Genomic DNA, 14,629 nt, shown 5'->3' on the forward strand with positions numbered 1-14,629 from the left:
GCCCGAGGAACGGGCCTGCCTGGCAACCCGGGTCACACGCCCTGAGACTTGAATCGCCATACCGCGTGCTCCAGTCCCCCTGGTTCGTGCCCGAGAACGGCTGCTGCTTCCTCGTATGCGGCTCGGAGCTCGTTGTAACGAAGTTCCATGACACCGGCGTCCGCAGCGAAAGCCCGCAGATGTACGTCTACGGCGACCTGCGATCGGCCGACAAGGTTGCCGATGTAGTCGACGCTCTTCGGCCCCACTCCCTTCACCTTGCGCAGAGCGGCCCGATTGTCCTGGTGGTCAAGCCATGCACAAAGGTCGGCACGAGTATCGACACCACTGGAAGCCAGCAGGTCAGTGAGGTCGTGGGCCGTCGCGACCTTCCTGGGACTCTTGAAGTTCATCGCCACGGCAAGATCCTCCGTCGCGAGTCGTTCTCGGAAGCCGCGGACCGTGGAAGCGTCAGGCCACGCCGATTGGAGACGAAGAAGCCTCGGCCGAAGTGTCAGTTCATATTTACAGCGCGCGTGGAAGCTGGCGTCGCAGATGACAGCGCCCATGTGGGTCCACCCACCTGGCGGGTGGAACGGGCCGTCGCCGAGGACAGACCGAACGTGTGCAGCGAGCCGCTGAGCGGGGCTGAGCAGGGCCATGGGCCTATGTTGGCTCGTCGGTCCGAGAATCGGGGCGGGAACAAACACGAATGTTCCGGGGTAGGGCATGGCGGCGCTGGTGGCGAACGTCGCCTCCTTGGCACCATGCGTCGCGGATCGTAAGTTCGAGTCGGCTCCCAGGAGCCTCCCCGGTGGAGCTGGCCGCCGCTTACACGCTGGGGTACCACTGGAATCCCGCCCTGGCCACGGGGCTCGTGCCGCGGGGGAACGGCAGGCTCTTCCGAGACCAGGGCGGGGGCTCAACTGCGTCGCAGGAACCTGCTCTGGCCGCGGTGCCTGCCGGTACGTCGGGCCGAGGGCGGTCCCGCGACCGTGGCTGCGGGAGAGGGATCAGAGGAAGCCGGTTCGTCCCTGCTGAGCAGCGACTCCCAGACGCGCGCTTGGAGTTCGCGGATGCAGGGCCCGCACGCGTACATGGGAGCCTGAGCGCCGGCGACGCTCGCGGGGCCGATCCACAGCACGCGTGTCCAGCGTCGGCCGCAGTAGAGCCAGCAGAAACCGTCGACCCATTCGTTGCCGTCGTCCGTGGCTGCTGGGGCGGGTAGCCCGCCCCGGGCGAATTCCGCGATCCCGGGTATCACCCTGTGCTGTAAGGCGATTTCCGTCAGCATGGCTCGTCGGCTTCCTCGATCAGGATCCCTGGGTCACCGCGGAAGCACTCTCCTGCTTCTCGCCGTCGGAGAACAGCAGGGTGGGCTCGGCGAGGATGTCGCGGCCGGCCTCGCTCTTGTAGATCTCGTCGACGCTGCCGAACCGGGCCTGGGAGTAGTCGAGCCCCAGAAGATCGGCGGCCTGGCGAACGGACGCCTCGTCGGGCCCCTCGATCTCCAGGAACGTGGGGAGGTCGGGCCAGGTGTCGAAGTCGAAGGCGACCTCTCCCAGGCGCCACTCCTCGCGGTAGTTCTCCTGGTAGCGGACCTCGGTGAGGCCGACCCGACGGAGGATGTCGGCCATGGCGTGCAGGTCGGCGACCTCGGTCTCGATCTCCTTGGTGCCGTCGATCGTCGTGGCGTCGGTGACCTGCTTGAGCGTGAGCGTTGAGCGGGTGCCCTCGTCCCGCAGACGGAGCCACGCCCCGCCGTCGAGGGAGTCGTTCTCGAAGATCTTGCGGGTGAGGAGAGTGCGGGGAAGCGCCTGGACGGCGCCGAGGGCAGCCAGCTTGGCCTGCAGGCCGGCGACGTCGACGGCCAGGAACTTCGCCTCATACTCGTGCTTCATGGATCCTTCTCTCAGAGACGGTCGGTGAGGGTGGACGAACGGGCCGCCAGGAGCAGGCCCATGCGATGGATGTGGTCGTGTGGCTGGCCGATGTGAGGCCGCTCGGTGAACTCGTTCGTGCGCAAGGTGAGCAGCACGTCCCAGCCCCCGAGGAAGTGACGGTGCAGGCGCTCCGGAGAGGTGTAGTGCTCCACCAAGTGATGGCGCTTTTCCACGGGCATCATGAACTCCGCACCGAACACACCGCCCGGGCGGACCAGGCGCTGCATGCGATCGACGAACTCGGCGAGAGGGCGGTGGTGGTTGGCACTGTAGTGCCACGAGCAGCTCGTCCAGACCGCCTCGCACGGCACGTCCAAAGGTTTCCCCGAGAGGAAGTCCTCTTCGATCACCTGCACACGGTCGTGGAGTTCCTCCAGCTTGAGCCGGTCGATCAACCCCATGGCGTGCACCTGGCTGTCACCCGGGAGGCGTACCTCACCTCCATGCACGGCGAGCGCGTCGCGTTCGATGGCCACTACGCGGTACCCGGCGGCGGCCAGGGGCAGGACGAACTTGCCGTCGCTCGCACCGACGACGGCGACGGTGGAGTCAGGAGCAACACGTTCCCGCAGGGTCGCGAGGAACTGAGGGAAGAAGGTGAGGGTGTGCTCCCACAAGCTCTGTGTCTGCATGGGAGGGCGCTCCTTGCGTATCGGTGGCGGTGATCACGCGGAGGACTTGTTCGGGGGTGAGCCCCGTGGTGTCGATGCGTCGCATCGGGAACGAGGCGTAGGCATCCGCCACTTGGTCCGTGACGGTCTCCGCCAGCGCGTCCCATCGCGATATCGGCTTGTCCCGGGCTGCGAGGCGGCGCCGGCGTTCGTCGTCAGCGCAGACGAGGTAGTACGTGACGGGAGTCGGCAGCCAGGCCGGCAGAGTGACGCCGAGCCGGGCGCCCAAGGCTCGGTGGCTGGTTAGGCACCGGGCGAAATAGCTCTCCACGACAACCGGAACGCCGCTTCTGAGGAGCCGCTGGATCTCTTCGGCTGCTGTGAACAGTGCGGAGAGGTAGAGGCACATCCGAGCCTCGACGTTCGTCCGCCTGTCCACCTCGCGCCTGAGGGGCTGGTAGAAGGCTGGCACGGTGGGCACAAGGACGGCTTGACGGGCAACGGCGAGCATCGGAGCGATCGTCGACTTCCCAGTGCCCCGTAAGCCTTCCAGGCTCTCGAATCTCGGCTGGTCAGGCACGGGCGTACACCACGTCCGGTACGGAGAGCGTGAGCTCGTCGGTGGCGGAGGGCCTGTGAACGATGCGGTTCGCGGCCTTCTCGTACCAGAACGCGTGGGAGTCCTTGCCCACCGCCTTGCAGGACATGGTGAGCGCACCGCGCGGGTCGGCCTCGATCCGGTCGATCTCGCGAGGACCGCCGGGCGGAGCGCAGACCTCCGGAGCACCGTGCTCGGAGAGGTCCTCGTCGACGATCACCTCAAGCGGCAGCCTGGTCTGCGCGAGCTCTTCGCGGAGCCGGCCGTAGGCGGTCGTGTCAGTGACCAGCAGCTCGGGGTGGTCGGCGGCATTGCCTACCGGCCGCAGGTGGTGGAGCTTCAGTTGCCGGACTCCGAGCTGCCCGAGGATGCTGGCGAGGGGAAGGACCTCGCCGATGTTCTGAGAGGTCACGGTCATGGTCGCGCCCGTCGGGACACCGAGGTCCCGTGCCAGGCTGAGTGAGCTGAGGGCGCTCTGGTAGCTGCCGCGCTTGCGGATGCCGTCGTTGGTCGAGCCGACACCCTCAAGGGAGACCCGGAGCAGGTCCAGGTGCGGAGCGATCTCGGTCAGGCGGCGCTCGATCCGGTATCCGTTGGTGCAGATCTCGACGCGCTGGCCCAGTTCCTGCTTGGCGTGGCGGACGACCTGCGGGAGCTCCCGGTGGACGAACGGTTCCCCGCCAAGGAGGGTGACGGCCTCCGTGCCGTATTCGTCTCGCATCAGGGTGAGGAGTCTGACGGCTTCCTCGGCGGTGAAGGCGTCGGCGTACTGAAGTCGCTTGCCGTGGAAGCAGTGCAGGCACGTGAAGTTGCAGCGGTACAGAAGCTGCAGGTACAGCATCCGGATCTTCCTGATCCCGGTGACTTCCCCGATCACATGGGCTCCTTCGGCTGACTGCCTGGTGGGCACCCCGATGGTGGCGGTCTGCCAGGGGACCTCGTCACCGCGTTCAGGGACGGTCCGAGGACGTCCTGGGACGTTTTACGTGCCCGCGAAGGACTCCAGGATGCCGAGAACCCGCCTGGTGTCCGACAGGTCCGGCAGGATCTCGTGGGCGCCAGCAGCGGCCAGCTCCTCGGCACTGTGGACACCTGAGGCGACCGCAAGGATTGCGGAACCAGTGGCCAGGGCGGCTTCCACGTCGCGGGGGGTGTCTCCCACCAGGACGACGGGCACATCGGCCGGAACGCCACGGAGCTGCTGTATGCGTTCACGCGCGACCGCGACAAGTTCGGGACGGAGCTCGGCGTCCGCTCCGTAGGCGCCAGCAGGCAAATCCAACAGCGAGTCGAGGCCGAAAGCGGAAAGCTTCACGTGAGCGTTGGCGGCGATGTTGCCTGTCAGCACAGAGGAGACCCAACCGCTTCGCGCGGCTGCGGCCTTCAGCACCTCGTGAACCCCTGGCAAAGCCGTCCCGCGTAGGCGCAGATCATCAAGGCGGTCATGCCCTGATCGCGCAAGCGCGGCCTCGATGACGGACCACTTGGGTACAGGTAGCCCCTCGCGAAGGAACATGTCGCGCATGATGAGTCGATCCGTGCGCCCCTCGGTACGCGCCGGCTCCGACGGTTCGCGTCCCGCGAGTGATGAGAAGGCGGCAGCGTAGATCTCCTTGCTGACCCCCGCGTTCTCGATGAGGGTGTGGTCGATGTCCCACAGGACGATGAGCGCCATGGCGCCAGGGTAGGCAGTCCCTTCGGAGCTCTGCTTCCGTGACAACGTCCCATAACGTCCTTGCGCGATCATGCACCAGACCGCTTCCATGACTCCTGTGAACGAGCGACTGCACTCTGTGCTCGCGCAGCGCGGCGTCTCGCCCGAATCGCTCGCGGAAGTCTGCGAGGTGGACCCCAAGACGGTGAGCCGGTGGCTGGGAGGGCGTGTTCCACACGCACGGCATCGCTTCCGCGTCGCTCGCCACCTGCGCGTGGAAGAGACCTTCCTGTGGCCGGCGCCGCCTCGACGCTCCGGCCGAGCGCGTGACGGGTTAGGCACCGAACTGGTCGGCACTTATCAAAACCGGGCCAGCGTGCCGCGGGACGTCTGGCTCTCGCTGCTGCGCGAGGCCCAGCACGAGATCAGTGTCCTCGTCTTCTCCGGCACGTTCTTCGCGCAGTCCAATCCGCACGTAGCCAAGATGCTCTCCGAGCGCGCGGCGGAGGGGGTCCGGGTGCGCCTGTGCTTCGGTGACCCGGACGGTCGGGCAGTCGCGATCCGAGGCCGCGAAGAGGGAATCGGCGACACTCTTGCTGCCAAGATCCGAGCATCACTGACGTACTACCGACCCCTGCTGGGCGAGGCAGGGTGTGCCGTACGCCTCCACGACACCACGCTCTACACGTCCATGTTCCGCTACGACGACAACCTCCTGGTCAACCCCCACATCTGGGGGCAGCCGGCCAGCGCCAACCCCCTGCTCCACCTCAAGAGGACTGAAGGCACTGGGTGGTTCGACAGTTACGCTCAGAGCTTCGATGCCGTCTGGGCCGCCGCGCGGCCGTGGACGCCCGACCACGAGAGGACCACCGCCCATGGGCAGGACTGAGTACTACAACGACCCGGCCGCCCCGAAGGCAAACACCCTCATCCCTGCCAGCAACCTGCTCGTCGTCGACGAGGCCGGAGCCATTCTTCTCCAGCGCCGCCGTGACACCGGCCAGTGGGCGCTTCCCGGGGGCGCACAGGACATCGGCGAGACCGCGGCAGAGTGCGCGGTACGCGAGTGTCTGGAAGAGACCGGCATCATCGCCGAGATCACGGGCTTCCTCGGCGTCTACACCAACCCGAACCACATCGTCGCCTACAGCGATGGAGAGATCCGCCAGCAGTACGAGAACACGTACATCGGCCGTCCCATCGGCGGAGCTCCCACGATCAACGACGAGGCCGACGGGGTGCGCTTCGTCCAGCCGGCCGACCTCGACCAGTACGACATCCACCCGAGCATGCGCCAGCAGATCGGGGACTACCTGGCCGGCACCTATCCCTACCTCGGCTGAGCCGCCAGCGCCGCCTCCACCCTTTCCACAGAAGAGAGGATCTCAGGGGCCGCACGGCGGATGAACCGGCCGACCACACTGTCCGCGCCGTACCGACTGATGATCTCCGCGATCCGCTCCGGAGCACTGGTCCGGGCGCCGTCGGGCGTCGTCGTCATGTCGCAGTACACGAGAGCGTCCACCAGCAACGGCTCCTCCAGCAACGGAAACTCCGACGCCAACTCGTCCCGCAGCCCGCGCTCCTCAGCCTCCAGCAGGGCAAAAGAGTGGTTCGCGACCAGCCGCACCAGCCGCTCGTCGGCCCCATGCTCGTCACGGAGGAACCTTGCCCCGTCCAGCGGGTGGAACCCGGTCACGGCCAGCCGAGGTGCGTACCCGATGTCGTGCAGGGTGGCGGCAGCGACGAGAAGAGCGCTGTGCTCCCCGAGAAGCCCCCGGACTTCGGTGGCGCGCTCGGCCACTCCTTGCGTATGGGCCCACCTCCGGGGAAGCTCAGCGGCGAGCTCGGATTCGGCTACCTCCGTCGCCCACTTCGTGATCAGATCGGCCATGTCTGGCTTCATGCCCCCAAGGTCTCTCGAACACACCACGGCGCCCCCACCAAGCAGCACCAAACTAGGTCGAGTCGGCAGCGAGTGTCAGCGCTCCACGCCAGGATCCTCCTATGCACATCGACTTGGAGCGCATAGCCGCGATCCAGCGGTCGGTCATCGGAGCTGTGTTACTCGTTGCCATAGTGATGGTGACGTACCGATCGCTTGCCTGGGTCGCGCGTCGGATCCGCCGGATACAAGAGTGGTGGTCGGCCTGGAACGCGAGGGTTGCCGATCGGGACATAGCGCCGACAGCTCAGGCGCTCCAACGGCTTGGTTTGGCAGACCTGCCGATCCATGATCTCCGTGAGGCTGGCCGGAAGACCGCCGGATCCGTAAAACTCCGCTATCAACTGCTCACCTTCGCGGTCAGCATGGGGGCCTTCGACCTGTTGATCGCCGTGATCAAAACCATCGACACTCAGCGGGTGCAACCGGACCTGAGGCCACCGGCGCTGATGCTCGCTGGTGTGACGTTGCCCCTCCTGATGTGGGCCGCCCGGCGTGGCAAGGCCATCGTGGGTTACAGATTCCTGCTCTCGATCATGGCTGCCATCGAGGCGTGCGAGGCTGTGGCCAGCGCGGATACGAGCGCCAGGCATCAGGCGCTTCGGCATCTGGATGGCACGTGCTCCATCGTTCGGCGGTCGCTTCTGCGGGTCCACCGGATCTCGAACAGCGTCAGGCGTGGATCTCCCCGGCAGCGCAGCACAAAGCGTCACGCCGCCCTCGTAGTGGCAAAACTGCAGCTTGCCGAGGCGCAGGTTGACACCAAGGGCATTGGTGGGCTCCGCAGTCTGGCCGCGCTGCTCGCCAAGATCGGCAACAGCTACGCTGCCGGAAACGCTGGCAGGCTTCTGCCAGAGCAGAGGCTTCGAGGCACGGTTCCGGTGGCCAACCGAGAAGGGCTTCGGCTGGTTGCCGTGGTCTCCGCTCCAGTAGCAGCGGTTTGCCTGGCCGTTCTGACGGGGCTTCCCTCAGGAGTCGAGACCGTCTTGGCGGCCGCTGTAGCTGTGGTGGCTGCTGCGGCCGCATACGGGCCGCGGGTCGCAATCGCCAAAGCGGCCGAGATCATGAGCATTTTGAAGCAGTAGTACTGCGCTCATTGGTACTGAACGCGCTGCTCAGCAGGTTCTTTTTGCGTGAGCGATGCGTGAGCGGACGATGCGGCACGAGCTGTCACGAGCCACACCGCCCGTCACGGCGCACATGCTCTGACCAGGCAGTCCCGGACACCGAGTCAGCGTCCGGAACCACCCGGCAAGCCTTGACCAGGACTTTTAATCCATTGGTTGTGGGTTCGAGTCCCACAGGGCCTACGGCTGCGGGAGGGGGGATACCCCTCTGACCTGCGAAGGAGCGCCTCGGCCGACTTTGAACGGTCGGGGCGCTCTGAGGTTCTGTTGCCTCTGCGTGAGCGATGCGTAAGCGATGCGTGAGCGACTGTTCGACTGGACTGGCCGAGGGCTGCGTCGAGCCGACCCAGCAGCCACGAGTCGTCCCTCAGCCCTCAGGATCCCGGCAATCACCTCTCGGCATAGCGCAGGAACTGCACTCCCAAGCCACCGAGCGCGGCACTTTCCAAGATCGATGCGCCGATCAGCATGGGGTTGCCTGAGCTGTAGCCCCAGAAGACGATGAGTGCGCCCAAGGGGGCACCCAGGAAGGTTGTGAGATCAACAACTGCCTGTGTGACCTTGCGCGACATCCGCTTGGAGTCACTGCGATGAAAGGTCTCCCAGCCGAAGAGAGCGTCCCCCTCATGGGAGTCAGCCGTAAGCCGGAAGGTGAGCTCGGTGCGGATGTATCGCCCGATGGCAGAGATCTTCTCGTCGTTGACCAGGTAGGTCCATCCGAGTACGACGCACACGAGTGGCAGCACCAGCATGAGTTGTGGGTGCTTGGTCTGCAGAGCGATGCCGGTCACTGCCGTCACTGCTCCGAGCGTGACGTACAGCAAGTTGTCCCGGAATCCGATGCGCGCCCGCTGTTCATCCTTGATCTGAGCGTACTCGGCGAGAAGTATCGTGCTCTCGCTCACTTCACCACTACCAGCCATGGCGACCCCCTAGTTCGACGACGCGCCGATGTTCACCCGTTCACACACGTTCGGTTGATCTACGGTATGAACGCGAGTGAGCGGAACTCCGTAGCGAGGCTGCACGGCACGGCGATGCTGGGCAAGGGGCGGACATGGGCGAAGCATCGAACAAGGTTGTGGTGCTGACCGCGCTGCCGTTGGAGTATCAGGCAGTGCGGCGCTTGATCGAAGATCCGAGACGCGTCGACCACGCTGGGACCATCTTCGAGTGCGGGCGCCTCACGGGCACGTCCTACATCGTCTACTTGGCGGCCACCGGACCCGGGAATGATTCCGCTGCGGCGATTACGGAGCGAGCTGTCAGTTTTGTCCGGCCGCGAGCCGTGTTCTTTACGGGGATCGCCGGAGCGCTCAAGGCGCACGTCTCGCCGGGGGATGTCGTGGTCGCCACCGAGGTGCATGCGGACCGCACGGCGGATGAACCGGCCGACCACACTGTCCGCGCCATACCGACTGATGATCTCCGCGATCCGCTCGCGCGCACTGGTCCGGGCACCGTCGGGTGTCGTCGTCATGTCGCAGTACACGAGAGCGTCCACCAGCAACGGCTCCTCCAGCAACGGAAACTCCGACGCCAACTCGTCCCGCAGCCCGCGCTCCTCAGCCTCCAGCAGAGCAAAAGAGTGGTTCGCGACCAACCGCACCAGCCGCTCGTCGGCCCCATGCTCGTCACGGAGGAACCTTGCCCCGTCCAGCGGGTGGAACCCGGTCACGGCCAGCCGAGGTGCGTACCCGACGTCGTGGAGCGTCGCGGCAGCGACGAGAAGAGCGCTGTCCTCCCCGAGAAGCCCCCGGACTTCGGTGGCACGCTCGGCCACCCCTTGGGTATGGGCCCACCTCCGGGGAAGCTCAGCGGCGAGCTCGGATTCCGCTACCTGCGTCGCCCACTTCGTGATCAGATCGGCCATGTCTGGCTTCATGCCCCCCAAGCTCTCTCGAACACACCACGGCGCCCCCACCAAGCAGCACCGAACTAGGTCGAGTCGGCAGCGAGTGCGTGCGTGTGCGGGGCGTAAGCGGTACGTGTCCGAGGTCGGCGTGATGGTGGGGGGCCGCAGGGTCTTCTTCACCGCGTGGGTGTCGCCACCGCCTCCGCGCGTGAGGGTCGCGGCGATGTGGCGCGGGGCCCGCAGGGTGATCGGCGGCGGGTCGGTCCTGTCCGACGGTCTCGCCGCGACGGAGGTTGCGGGTGTCCAGGCAGCAGTGGGAGCAGTGGGGGACGACACCTGCTGCACGGGGGCATGCAACCGCCGGTAGGCGGCAAGTGGTCCGTGCGGCCGGCCGGCTTTGTCGAGCCAGGCCGGCTCCTCCCCGGCTACGGTGGCGTGGGCAGGGCATACCTCGTCGGCCGTTCGACTCGTCCGACCGGTCAGGAGGGTGCGCCGGTGAGGACTTCTACCTTGCCGGTGTCGAGCGAGTAGTAGGCGCCCACCACGGCTAGGGCGCCCTTTCCCACGAGTGGGGCCAGGTCCTGGTTGGATCGAAGATCGGCCGCGGTCAACTTGACCTGGGCGCGGGCCATGGTCTCGACCGGGTCGGCGCCACCCTCCCGGACGGCCTGCTTGTACGCCGGCTGCAGGGCCTTGACGATCGCCTGCAGGTTGCCGGGCAGGGGCTTGCCGTCACGAAGGGACGTGTACGCCGCCTTGACGGCGCCGCAGCGCTGATGTCCGAGGACCACGATGAGAGGGGTGTCACTCGTCATAGGCCCGTACTCGACAGAGCCGGTGACCACCGGGCTGACCGCCTGCCCACCGGTGCGCATCACGTAAAGGTCACCCAGGCCGGTATCGAAGAGAAGCTCGGGCGGCACTCGGGAGTCGATACACGAGAGGATCGCCCCGAAAGGCTCCTGCTGCTGGGCCATGAGCTGACGCCGGTTCGGATCCCGGTCGGGGTGTTGAAGGCTTCCGCTGACCCAGCGCTTGTTGCCTTCCATCAGCCGCGCGAATGCCGTGGCGGGTGTGGTGGGCCGCGCTGCCGGTGAAGCGCCGGTCGCCGACGAGGCGGCCCTCGTCGATGAGCACCCCGCGAGCGCGACCATTGTGCCCGCAAGTCCGCCGGCAAGCAGCGATCTACGATCCGGACGTCCGGCTCTGTCCATCGGTCGGTTCCCTTCGATGCCGCTCGGACACGGCACTGCGTGTTGACCAGGCCAATGGTCCAGGCCGGTGTTGGTGCAGCCGCAACAGGCACAAGCGGGCGCGGGCCACATTGCTCCGGACAGCCCACAGAACTGGCTCGGGCGGCGGCCCGGGTGCTGTCCGTTCTCGTGAACATCAACCTCGGCCCGATCCGGGTGCCTTCCGAGACGATGAACAACCGCCGTCGAAACAGCCTCGGCAAAAACCTGTTTGGGGGACCACACGACCACTGCTACGTTTCCGGAGGCCGTGCGAGAGAACGAGGAGGTGGTACCCGTGGACGCAGTATCGACATGGGTGCTCCCCTCCGGGGTCACGGTCGGGCGATAGGTCGTCCGGGAGCGCCGTTCAACAGCACTCCCGAAAGGCACGACCATGCAGTTCACTTCCGAACAGCGCCTCGGGGACGGCGTCCTCGAACGCGAATTCACCCTCGGCGAGATCCCCGGCACCCTGTGGACGCCTGAATCCGCCGCACCGGCCCCGCTGATCCTGATCGGCCACAACGGCGGCTTGCACAGGCGGGAGTCCCGGCTGGTGGCCCGGGCCCGGCACTCCGCGGACCACGGCTACGCGGTGGCCGCCATCGACGCCCCCGGGCACGGTGACCGGCCCCGATCCGCCGCCGGCGAACAGGCCCGCGCCGACCTCCGCCGGGCGATGCAGGCCGGCGAGCCGGTCGACGAGATCTTCGAGTCCTTCATCGGCCCGCTGGTCGAGAAAACGGTCCCGGAATGGCGGACCACCCTGGACGCCCTCCTTTCGCTGCCCGAGATCGGCGGCCCGGTCGGGTACTCGGGGTGGACCGCCGTCGGCATTCGGCTGGCCGTGGTCGAGCCGCGCATCGCGGCCGCCGGTTTCTTCGCCGGGGGATACGTGCCCCGCGCCCAGCGCGAGGAGGCCCGGCAGGTCACCATTCCGCTGCTGTTCCTGCTGCAGTGGGACGACGAAGGCAACCCCCGGCAGCGGGCCCTGGACCTGTTCGACGCCTTCGGCACCAAGGAGAAGACACTGCACGCCAATATGGGCGGGCACACCGGCACCCCGTGGTTCGAGGTGGAGGACGGGGACCGGTTCTTCGACCGGCACCTGAAGTGAGGGCGGGCCGCCGGGCCGGCAGCAGACGGTAAGCGGTGTTGGCCAGGATGCTGCTCGTCCGGGACAGGTTCCGGCTCCTCCTCGGGTCTCTGTACGGCGGGCCCCTGCCAACTCGGCAGGGGCCCGCGCTGCCCCGGGTCACCGTCCGTCGCTCCGGCCACGGTGATCGTGGACGCGGCTGCGTTCAGCGCGGAAGCACCCAGCCCGGTGTCCAGGTCCCGGCTGCGTCGTGGTCGGCCGCTGTGGCGGCGAGGTGGGCGCGGAGGGTGGCCAGCGCCGGGTGGGGGTTGTCGCGGTGCCAGAGGAGGGAGTGCGGGTAGACGGGCGTCGGGTCGGTCACCGGGATGCGGCGCAGGCCGTGGCCGGCGGGCCAGACGAGGCGGGTCTGCGCGCCCATGAAGGTGGCCAGGGCCGGGGTGTCGGCGATGGTGTCGAGGAGCGCGTCGGAGCCGAAGTTGGGGCCGGTCGCCTCGATGGTGAGTTCGAACTCGGCGACGAGGTCGTCGTAGTAGGCGGCCCACTCGGTACCGGGGACGATGCCCGGCATCCAGATCCGGTGCCCGGCGAGCTGAGCGAGGGTCACCGACCGGGCGCCGGCCAGCGCGTGTGCTGGGCCGGTCAGGAGTTGGAGCGGCTCGTCGAGCACCCGGACGGACTCGATGTCCTCGGGGAGGGGCCGGCCGGGCGCGGCGACGGCGCGGAAGGACGCGTCGATCTCACCGGACCGGATGGCGGTGATGGCCGTTTCGATGTCGAACAGCCACACGACGTCCAGCTCTGTCTCGGGATGCGCGCGGTGGAAGCCGCGCATGAGGCCCGACGCCGCACCGCGCGAGGCGATCACGTCGACGCGCAGCGGACGGCGGCCGGTGCGCACGGAGGCGACCGCGCGCTCGGCGACGCGTAGCAGCTCGCGCGCGTGGGGCAGGAACGCCTGGCCGTCGATGGTGAGTTCGGCGCCGCGGGGGGTGCGGGTGAACAGCCGCACGCCGAGGTCGCGCTCCAGCGCGGCGATGCGCTTGGAGACGGCCTGCTGGGTGACCGCAAGCTCGGCGGCGGCCTCCTGGAACTGACCCGCAGCGGCGGCGGCGACGAAGGTCCGGACGGTGTCGAGGTCCATGCCGGGACCCTATGTGCACAACCGATGGTTGTGGTCGGCGGCCCTGCGGTTGTTTGATCCCTGGGCGTGACGCTCGCTTTGATGCTTCCGATCGCGAATCGGTTGTGCGGGCGAGTGGCGAGGGGCGTCGGGCATGAGGAGCGGGCACCGGCTGGGACATCTGCTCGGACATCGGCTGGGGTGGCAGTTCGGGTGGCTCTGGGCAGCGTACGGGACCAGCGCGCTCGGCACGTGGCTCGCCTTCGGCGCGTTCCCGCTGATCGCCATCCGGGTGCTGCACGCCGGACCGGCCGAGGTCGCCGCGCTCTCCTCCGTGGGGACTGCGGTGGGCGCGGCCGTGGCGGTGCCGCTCGGCCCGTGGGTGGAGTTCCGCCGCAAGCGGCCGGTGCTGATCGCGATGGACGTGGTGCGGTTCGTGGCACTGCTGACGGTCCCCACCGCGTTCGTGCTGGGGGTGCTCACCTTCCTTCAGCTTCTGCTGGTCTCGGTCGTCGTCGCGGCGGCCGACATCACCTTCCGCGCCGCCTCCGGCGCGTACCTGAAGACGCTGCTGCCGGCCGGGGACCTGCTCGTCGCCAACGCCCGGTTCGAGTCCACGGCCTGGACGACCACGATCATCGGGCCGCCGCTGGGCGGCGCGGCGATCGGGCTCCTCGGTCCGGTGGCGACGGTCGTGGCCGATGCGGTCAGCTACCTCCTCTCGGCCCTGGGCATCCGTGCGACGGGCGGGCACGAGCCGCGTCCCGAGCGCCGGGAGACCGCGCGCATGCGGGTCCGGGACCTGCTCGACGGGTGGCGGTACATCCTCGCCGACGCGACGCTGCGTCCGCTGTTCTTCAACACCGCCTTGTTCAACGGTCTGGTGATGGCCGTTCAGCCGCTGCTCGCCGTCCTGATGCTCGGCCGACTGGGGTTCGCACCGTGGCAGTACGGCCTCGCCTTCGCCGCGCCCTCGATCGGCGGGCTGCTGGGTTCACGGCTGGCTCGACCGCTCGTCACCCGGTTCGGACAGCAGCGGATCCTGGTCGTGGCCGGTGCGCTGCGCGCGCTCTGGCCCGTCGGCCTGGCCTTCCTGGGGCCGGGCACCGGAGGGCTGCTGCTGGTGATGGTCGTGGAGCTCGGGCTCATCTTCTGCTGCGGGGTCTTCAACCCCGTCTACACCACCTACCGCCTCGAGCGCACCGCGACCGACCGGGTCGCCCGCACGCTGACCGCCTGGGCGGTGACGACCAAGACCTCGACCGCGCTCCTGACGGCCGTCTGGGGCGTGCTGGGCGATCTGCTCGGCCCCCGTACGGCCATCGGCCTGGCCGGCGTGCTCCTGCTGGCGACCCCGCTGCTGCTCCCCCGCCGCGCGGCAGCAGTGCGTCTCTCCGAGCCGGAACCGGCACCGCACCGCGCCTGACGGGCCGCTACGGCCGTCACCTGGATCGGGCTGCACC

At 67.8% G+C, this 14,629-nt stretch carries 15 protein-coding genes and 2 pseudogenes; 6 read left to right on the forward strand and 11 right to left on the reverse strand.

The features are described from left to right. Window positions 1-32 precede the first annotated feature (32 nt). From ACFYZJ_RS36785 to ACFYZJ_RS36810, 6 genes are all read right to left on the reverse strand, one after another. Complete coding sequence (locus tag ACFYZJ_RS36785) at window positions 33-398, reverse strand: hypothetical protein (RefSeq protein WP_388576014.1); 366 nt, start codon at window positions 396-398, stop codon at window positions 33-35. An 894-nt stretch (window positions 399-1,292) separates the two neighbouring features. Beyond that, the gene (locus ACFYZJ_RS36790) at window positions 1,293-1,880 is read right to left on the reverse strand and encodes a class IV adenylate cyclase (protein ID WP_125499778.1); all 588 of its coding nucleotides are present in this window, start codon (window positions 1,878-1,880) and stop codon (window positions 1,293-1,295) included. A gap of 11 nt (window positions 1,881-1,891) precedes the next feature. Next, entirely contained in the window at window positions 1,892-2,554 is a 663-nt protein-coding gene (locus ACFYZJ_RS36795) for an SAM-dependent methyltransferase (RefSeq protein WP_168132383.1), read from the reverse strand. After that, window positions 2,472-3,044 (reverse strand): hypothetical protein, encoded by a 573-nt coding sequence (locus tag ACFYZJ_RS36800; RefSeq protein ID WP_125499776.1) that lies wholly within the window; start codon window positions 3,042-3,044, stop codon window positions 2,472-2,474. Before ACFYZJ_RS36800 ends, ACFYZJ_RS36795 begins: the two co-directional genes overlap by 83 nt. A gap of 61 nt (window positions 3,045-3,105) precedes the next feature. Continuing rightward, window positions 3,106-4,008 (reverse strand): radical SAM protein, encoded by a 903-nt coding sequence (locus tag ACFYZJ_RS36805; protein ID WP_388576019.1) that lies wholly within the window; start codon window positions 4,006-4,008, stop codon window positions 3,106-3,108. Window positions 4,009-4,113: 105 nt separating this feature from the next. Continuing rightward, window positions 4,114-4,806 carry an HAD family hydrolase gene (locus tag ACFYZJ_RS36810; protein WP_388576022.1) on the reverse strand — a complete coding sequence of 231 codons (693 nt, stop codon included), beginning with the start codon at window positions 4,804-4,806 and terminating at the stop codon, window positions 4,114-4,116. Between the two features lie 97 nt (window positions 4,807-4,903). Here ACFYZJ_RS36810 and ACFYZJ_RS36815 point away from each other — a divergent pair, with 97 nt between their 5' ends. Both ACFYZJ_RS36815 and ACFYZJ_RS36820 read left to right on the forward strand, forming a co-directional pair. Further along, window positions 4,904-5,677: a helix-turn-helix domain-containing protein gene (locus tag ACFYZJ_RS36815; RefSeq protein ID WP_388576025.1), complete on the forward strand. Its 774-nt coding sequence runs from the start codon at window positions 4,904-4,906 to the stop codon at window positions 5,675-5,677. Further along, window positions 5,664-6,131 carry an NUDIX hydrolase gene (locus ACFYZJ_RS36820; protein WP_125499773.1) on the forward strand — a complete coding sequence of 156 codons (468 nt, stop codon included), beginning with the start codon at window positions 5,664-5,666 and terminating at the stop codon, window positions 6,129-6,131. Before ACFYZJ_RS36815 ends, ACFYZJ_RS36820 begins: the two co-directional genes overlap by 14 nt. Here ACFYZJ_RS36820 and ACFYZJ_RS36825 read toward each other — a convergent pair. Further along, entirely contained in the window at window positions 6,119-6,682 is a 564-nt protein-coding gene (locus tag ACFYZJ_RS36825) for an HD domain-containing protein (RefSeq protein WP_388576028.1), read from the reverse strand. The two genes, ACFYZJ_RS36820 and ACFYZJ_RS36825, sit on opposite strands and share 13 nt — an antisense overlap. Before the next feature lie 113 nt (window positions 6,683-6,795). Between ACFYZJ_RS36825 and ACFYZJ_RS36830 the strand changes: the two genes are divergently transcribed. Continuing rightward, complete coding sequence (locus ACFYZJ_RS36830; protein ID WP_388576031.1) at window positions 6,796-7,818, forward strand: hypothetical protein; 1,023 nt, start codon at window positions 6,796-6,798, stop codon at window positions 7,816-7,818. Window positions 7,819-8,249: 431 nt separating this feature from the next. Here ACFYZJ_RS36830 and ACFYZJ_RS36835 read toward each other — a convergent pair whose 3' ends face one another. Then, on the reverse strand, window positions 8,250-8,765 hold the full coding sequence (locus ACFYZJ_RS36835; RefSeq protein WP_388576034.1) for a hypothetical protein: 516 nt from the start codon (window positions 8,763-8,765) through the stop codon (window positions 8,250-8,252). 152 nt (window positions 8,766-8,917) lie between these two features. Between ACFYZJ_RS36835 and ACFYZJ_RS36840 the strand changes: the two are divergent. Beyond that, window positions 8,918-9,235, forward strand: a pseudogene (locus tag ACFYZJ_RS36840) (nucleosidase); the annotation flags it as partial. On the opposite strand, the pseudogene ACFYZJ_RS36845 reads toward ACFYZJ_RS36840, so the two are convergent. Beyond that, window positions 9,233-9,733: pseudogene (locus ACFYZJ_RS36845) on the reverse strand (HD domain-containing protein); the annotation flags it as partial. The pseudogenes ACFYZJ_RS36840 and ACFYZJ_RS36845 overlap by 3 nt on opposite strands. A gap of 461 nt (window positions 9,734-10,194) precedes the next feature. Then, a complete protein-coding gene (locus ACFYZJ_RS36850; RefSeq protein WP_388576037.1) occupies window positions 10,195-10,869 on the reverse strand; it encodes a carbonic anhydrase in 675 nt (224 codons plus the stop codon). Between the two features lie 475 nt (window positions 10,870-11,344). Between ACFYZJ_RS36850 and ACFYZJ_RS36855 the strand changes: the two genes are divergently transcribed. After that, complete coding sequence (locus ACFYZJ_RS36855) at window positions 11,345-12,067, forward strand: dienelactone hydrolase family protein (protein WP_388576040.1); 723 nt, start codon at window positions 11,345-11,347, stop codon at window positions 12,065-12,067. A gap of 184 nt (window positions 12,068-12,251) precedes the next feature. Here the strand turns inward: ACFYZJ_RS36855 and ACFYZJ_RS36860 are convergent, their stop codons facing one another. Continuing rightward, on the reverse strand, window positions 12,252-13,187 hold the full coding sequence (locus ACFYZJ_RS36860; protein WP_388576042.1) for a LysR family transcriptional regulator: 936 nt from the start codon (window positions 13,185-13,187) through the stop codon (window positions 12,252-12,254). 133 nt (window positions 13,188-13,320) lie between these two features. On the opposite strand from ACFYZJ_RS36860, the gene ACFYZJ_RS36865 reads away from it, so the two are divergent. Continuing rightward, a complete protein-coding gene (locus ACFYZJ_RS36865) occupies window positions 13,321-14,592 on the forward strand; it encodes an MFS transporter (RefSeq protein ID WP_388576045.1) in 1,272 nt (423 codons plus the stop codon). Window positions 14,593-14,629 lie beyond the last annotated feature (37 nt).

It is taken from the genome of Streptomyces sp. NPDC001848, assembly GCF_042891915.1.
Lineage (GTDB): Bacteria > Actinomycetota > Actinomycetes > Streptomycetales > Streptomycetaceae > Streptomyces.

What these genes read in the sequence shown, in the direction of transcription:
- ACFYZJ_RS36790 (WP_125499778.1), bottom strand. Translation starts at nt 1,880, where the DNA reads ATGAAGCACGAGTATGAGGCGAAGTTCCTGGCCGTCGACGTCGCCGGC.
- ACFYZJ_RS36795 (WP_168132383.1), bottom strand. Translation starts at nt 2,554, where the DNA reads ATGCAGACACAGAGCTTGTGGGAGCACACCCTCACCTTCTTCCCTCAG.
- ACFYZJ_RS36800 (WP_125499776.1), bottom strand. Translation starts at nt 3,044, where the DNA reads ATGCTCGCCGTTGCCCGTCAAGCCGTCCTTGTGCCCACCGTGCCAGCC.
- ACFYZJ_RS36810 (WP_388576022.1), bottom strand. Translation starts at nt 4,806, where the DNA reads ATGGCGCTCATCGTCCTGTGGGACATCGACCACACCCTCATCGAGAAC.
- ACFYZJ_RS36820 (WP_125499773.1), top strand. Translation starts at nt 5,664, where the DNA reads ATGGGCAGGACTGAGTACTACAACGACCCGGCCGCCCCGAAGGCAAAC.
- ACFYZJ_RS36825 (WP_388576028.1), bottom strand. Translation starts at nt 6,682, where the DNA reads ATGGCCGATCTGATCACGAAGTGGGCGACGGAGGTAGCCGAATCCGAG.
- ACFYZJ_RS36830 (WP_388576031.1), top strand. Translation starts at nt 6,796, where the DNA reads ATGCACATCGACTTGGAGCGCATAGCCGCGATCCAGCGGTCGGTCATC.
- ACFYZJ_RS36850 (WP_388576037.1), bottom strand. Translation starts at nt 10,869, where the DNA reads ATGGTCGCGCTCGCGGGGTGCTCATCGACGAGGGCCGCCTCGTCGGCG.
- ACFYZJ_RS36855 (WP_388576040.1), top strand. Translation starts at nt 11,345, where the DNA reads ATGCAGTTCACTTCCGAACAGCGCCTCGGGGACGGCGTCCTCGAACGC.
- ACFYZJ_RS36860 (WP_388576042.1), bottom strand. Translation starts at nt 13,187, where the DNA reads ATGGACCTCGACACCGTCCGGACCTTCGTCGCCGCCGCCGCTGCGGGT.
- ACFYZJ_RS36865 (WP_388576045.1), top strand. Translation starts at nt 13,321, where the DNA reads ATGAGGAGCGGGCACCGGCTGGGACATCTGCTCGGACATCGGCTGGGG.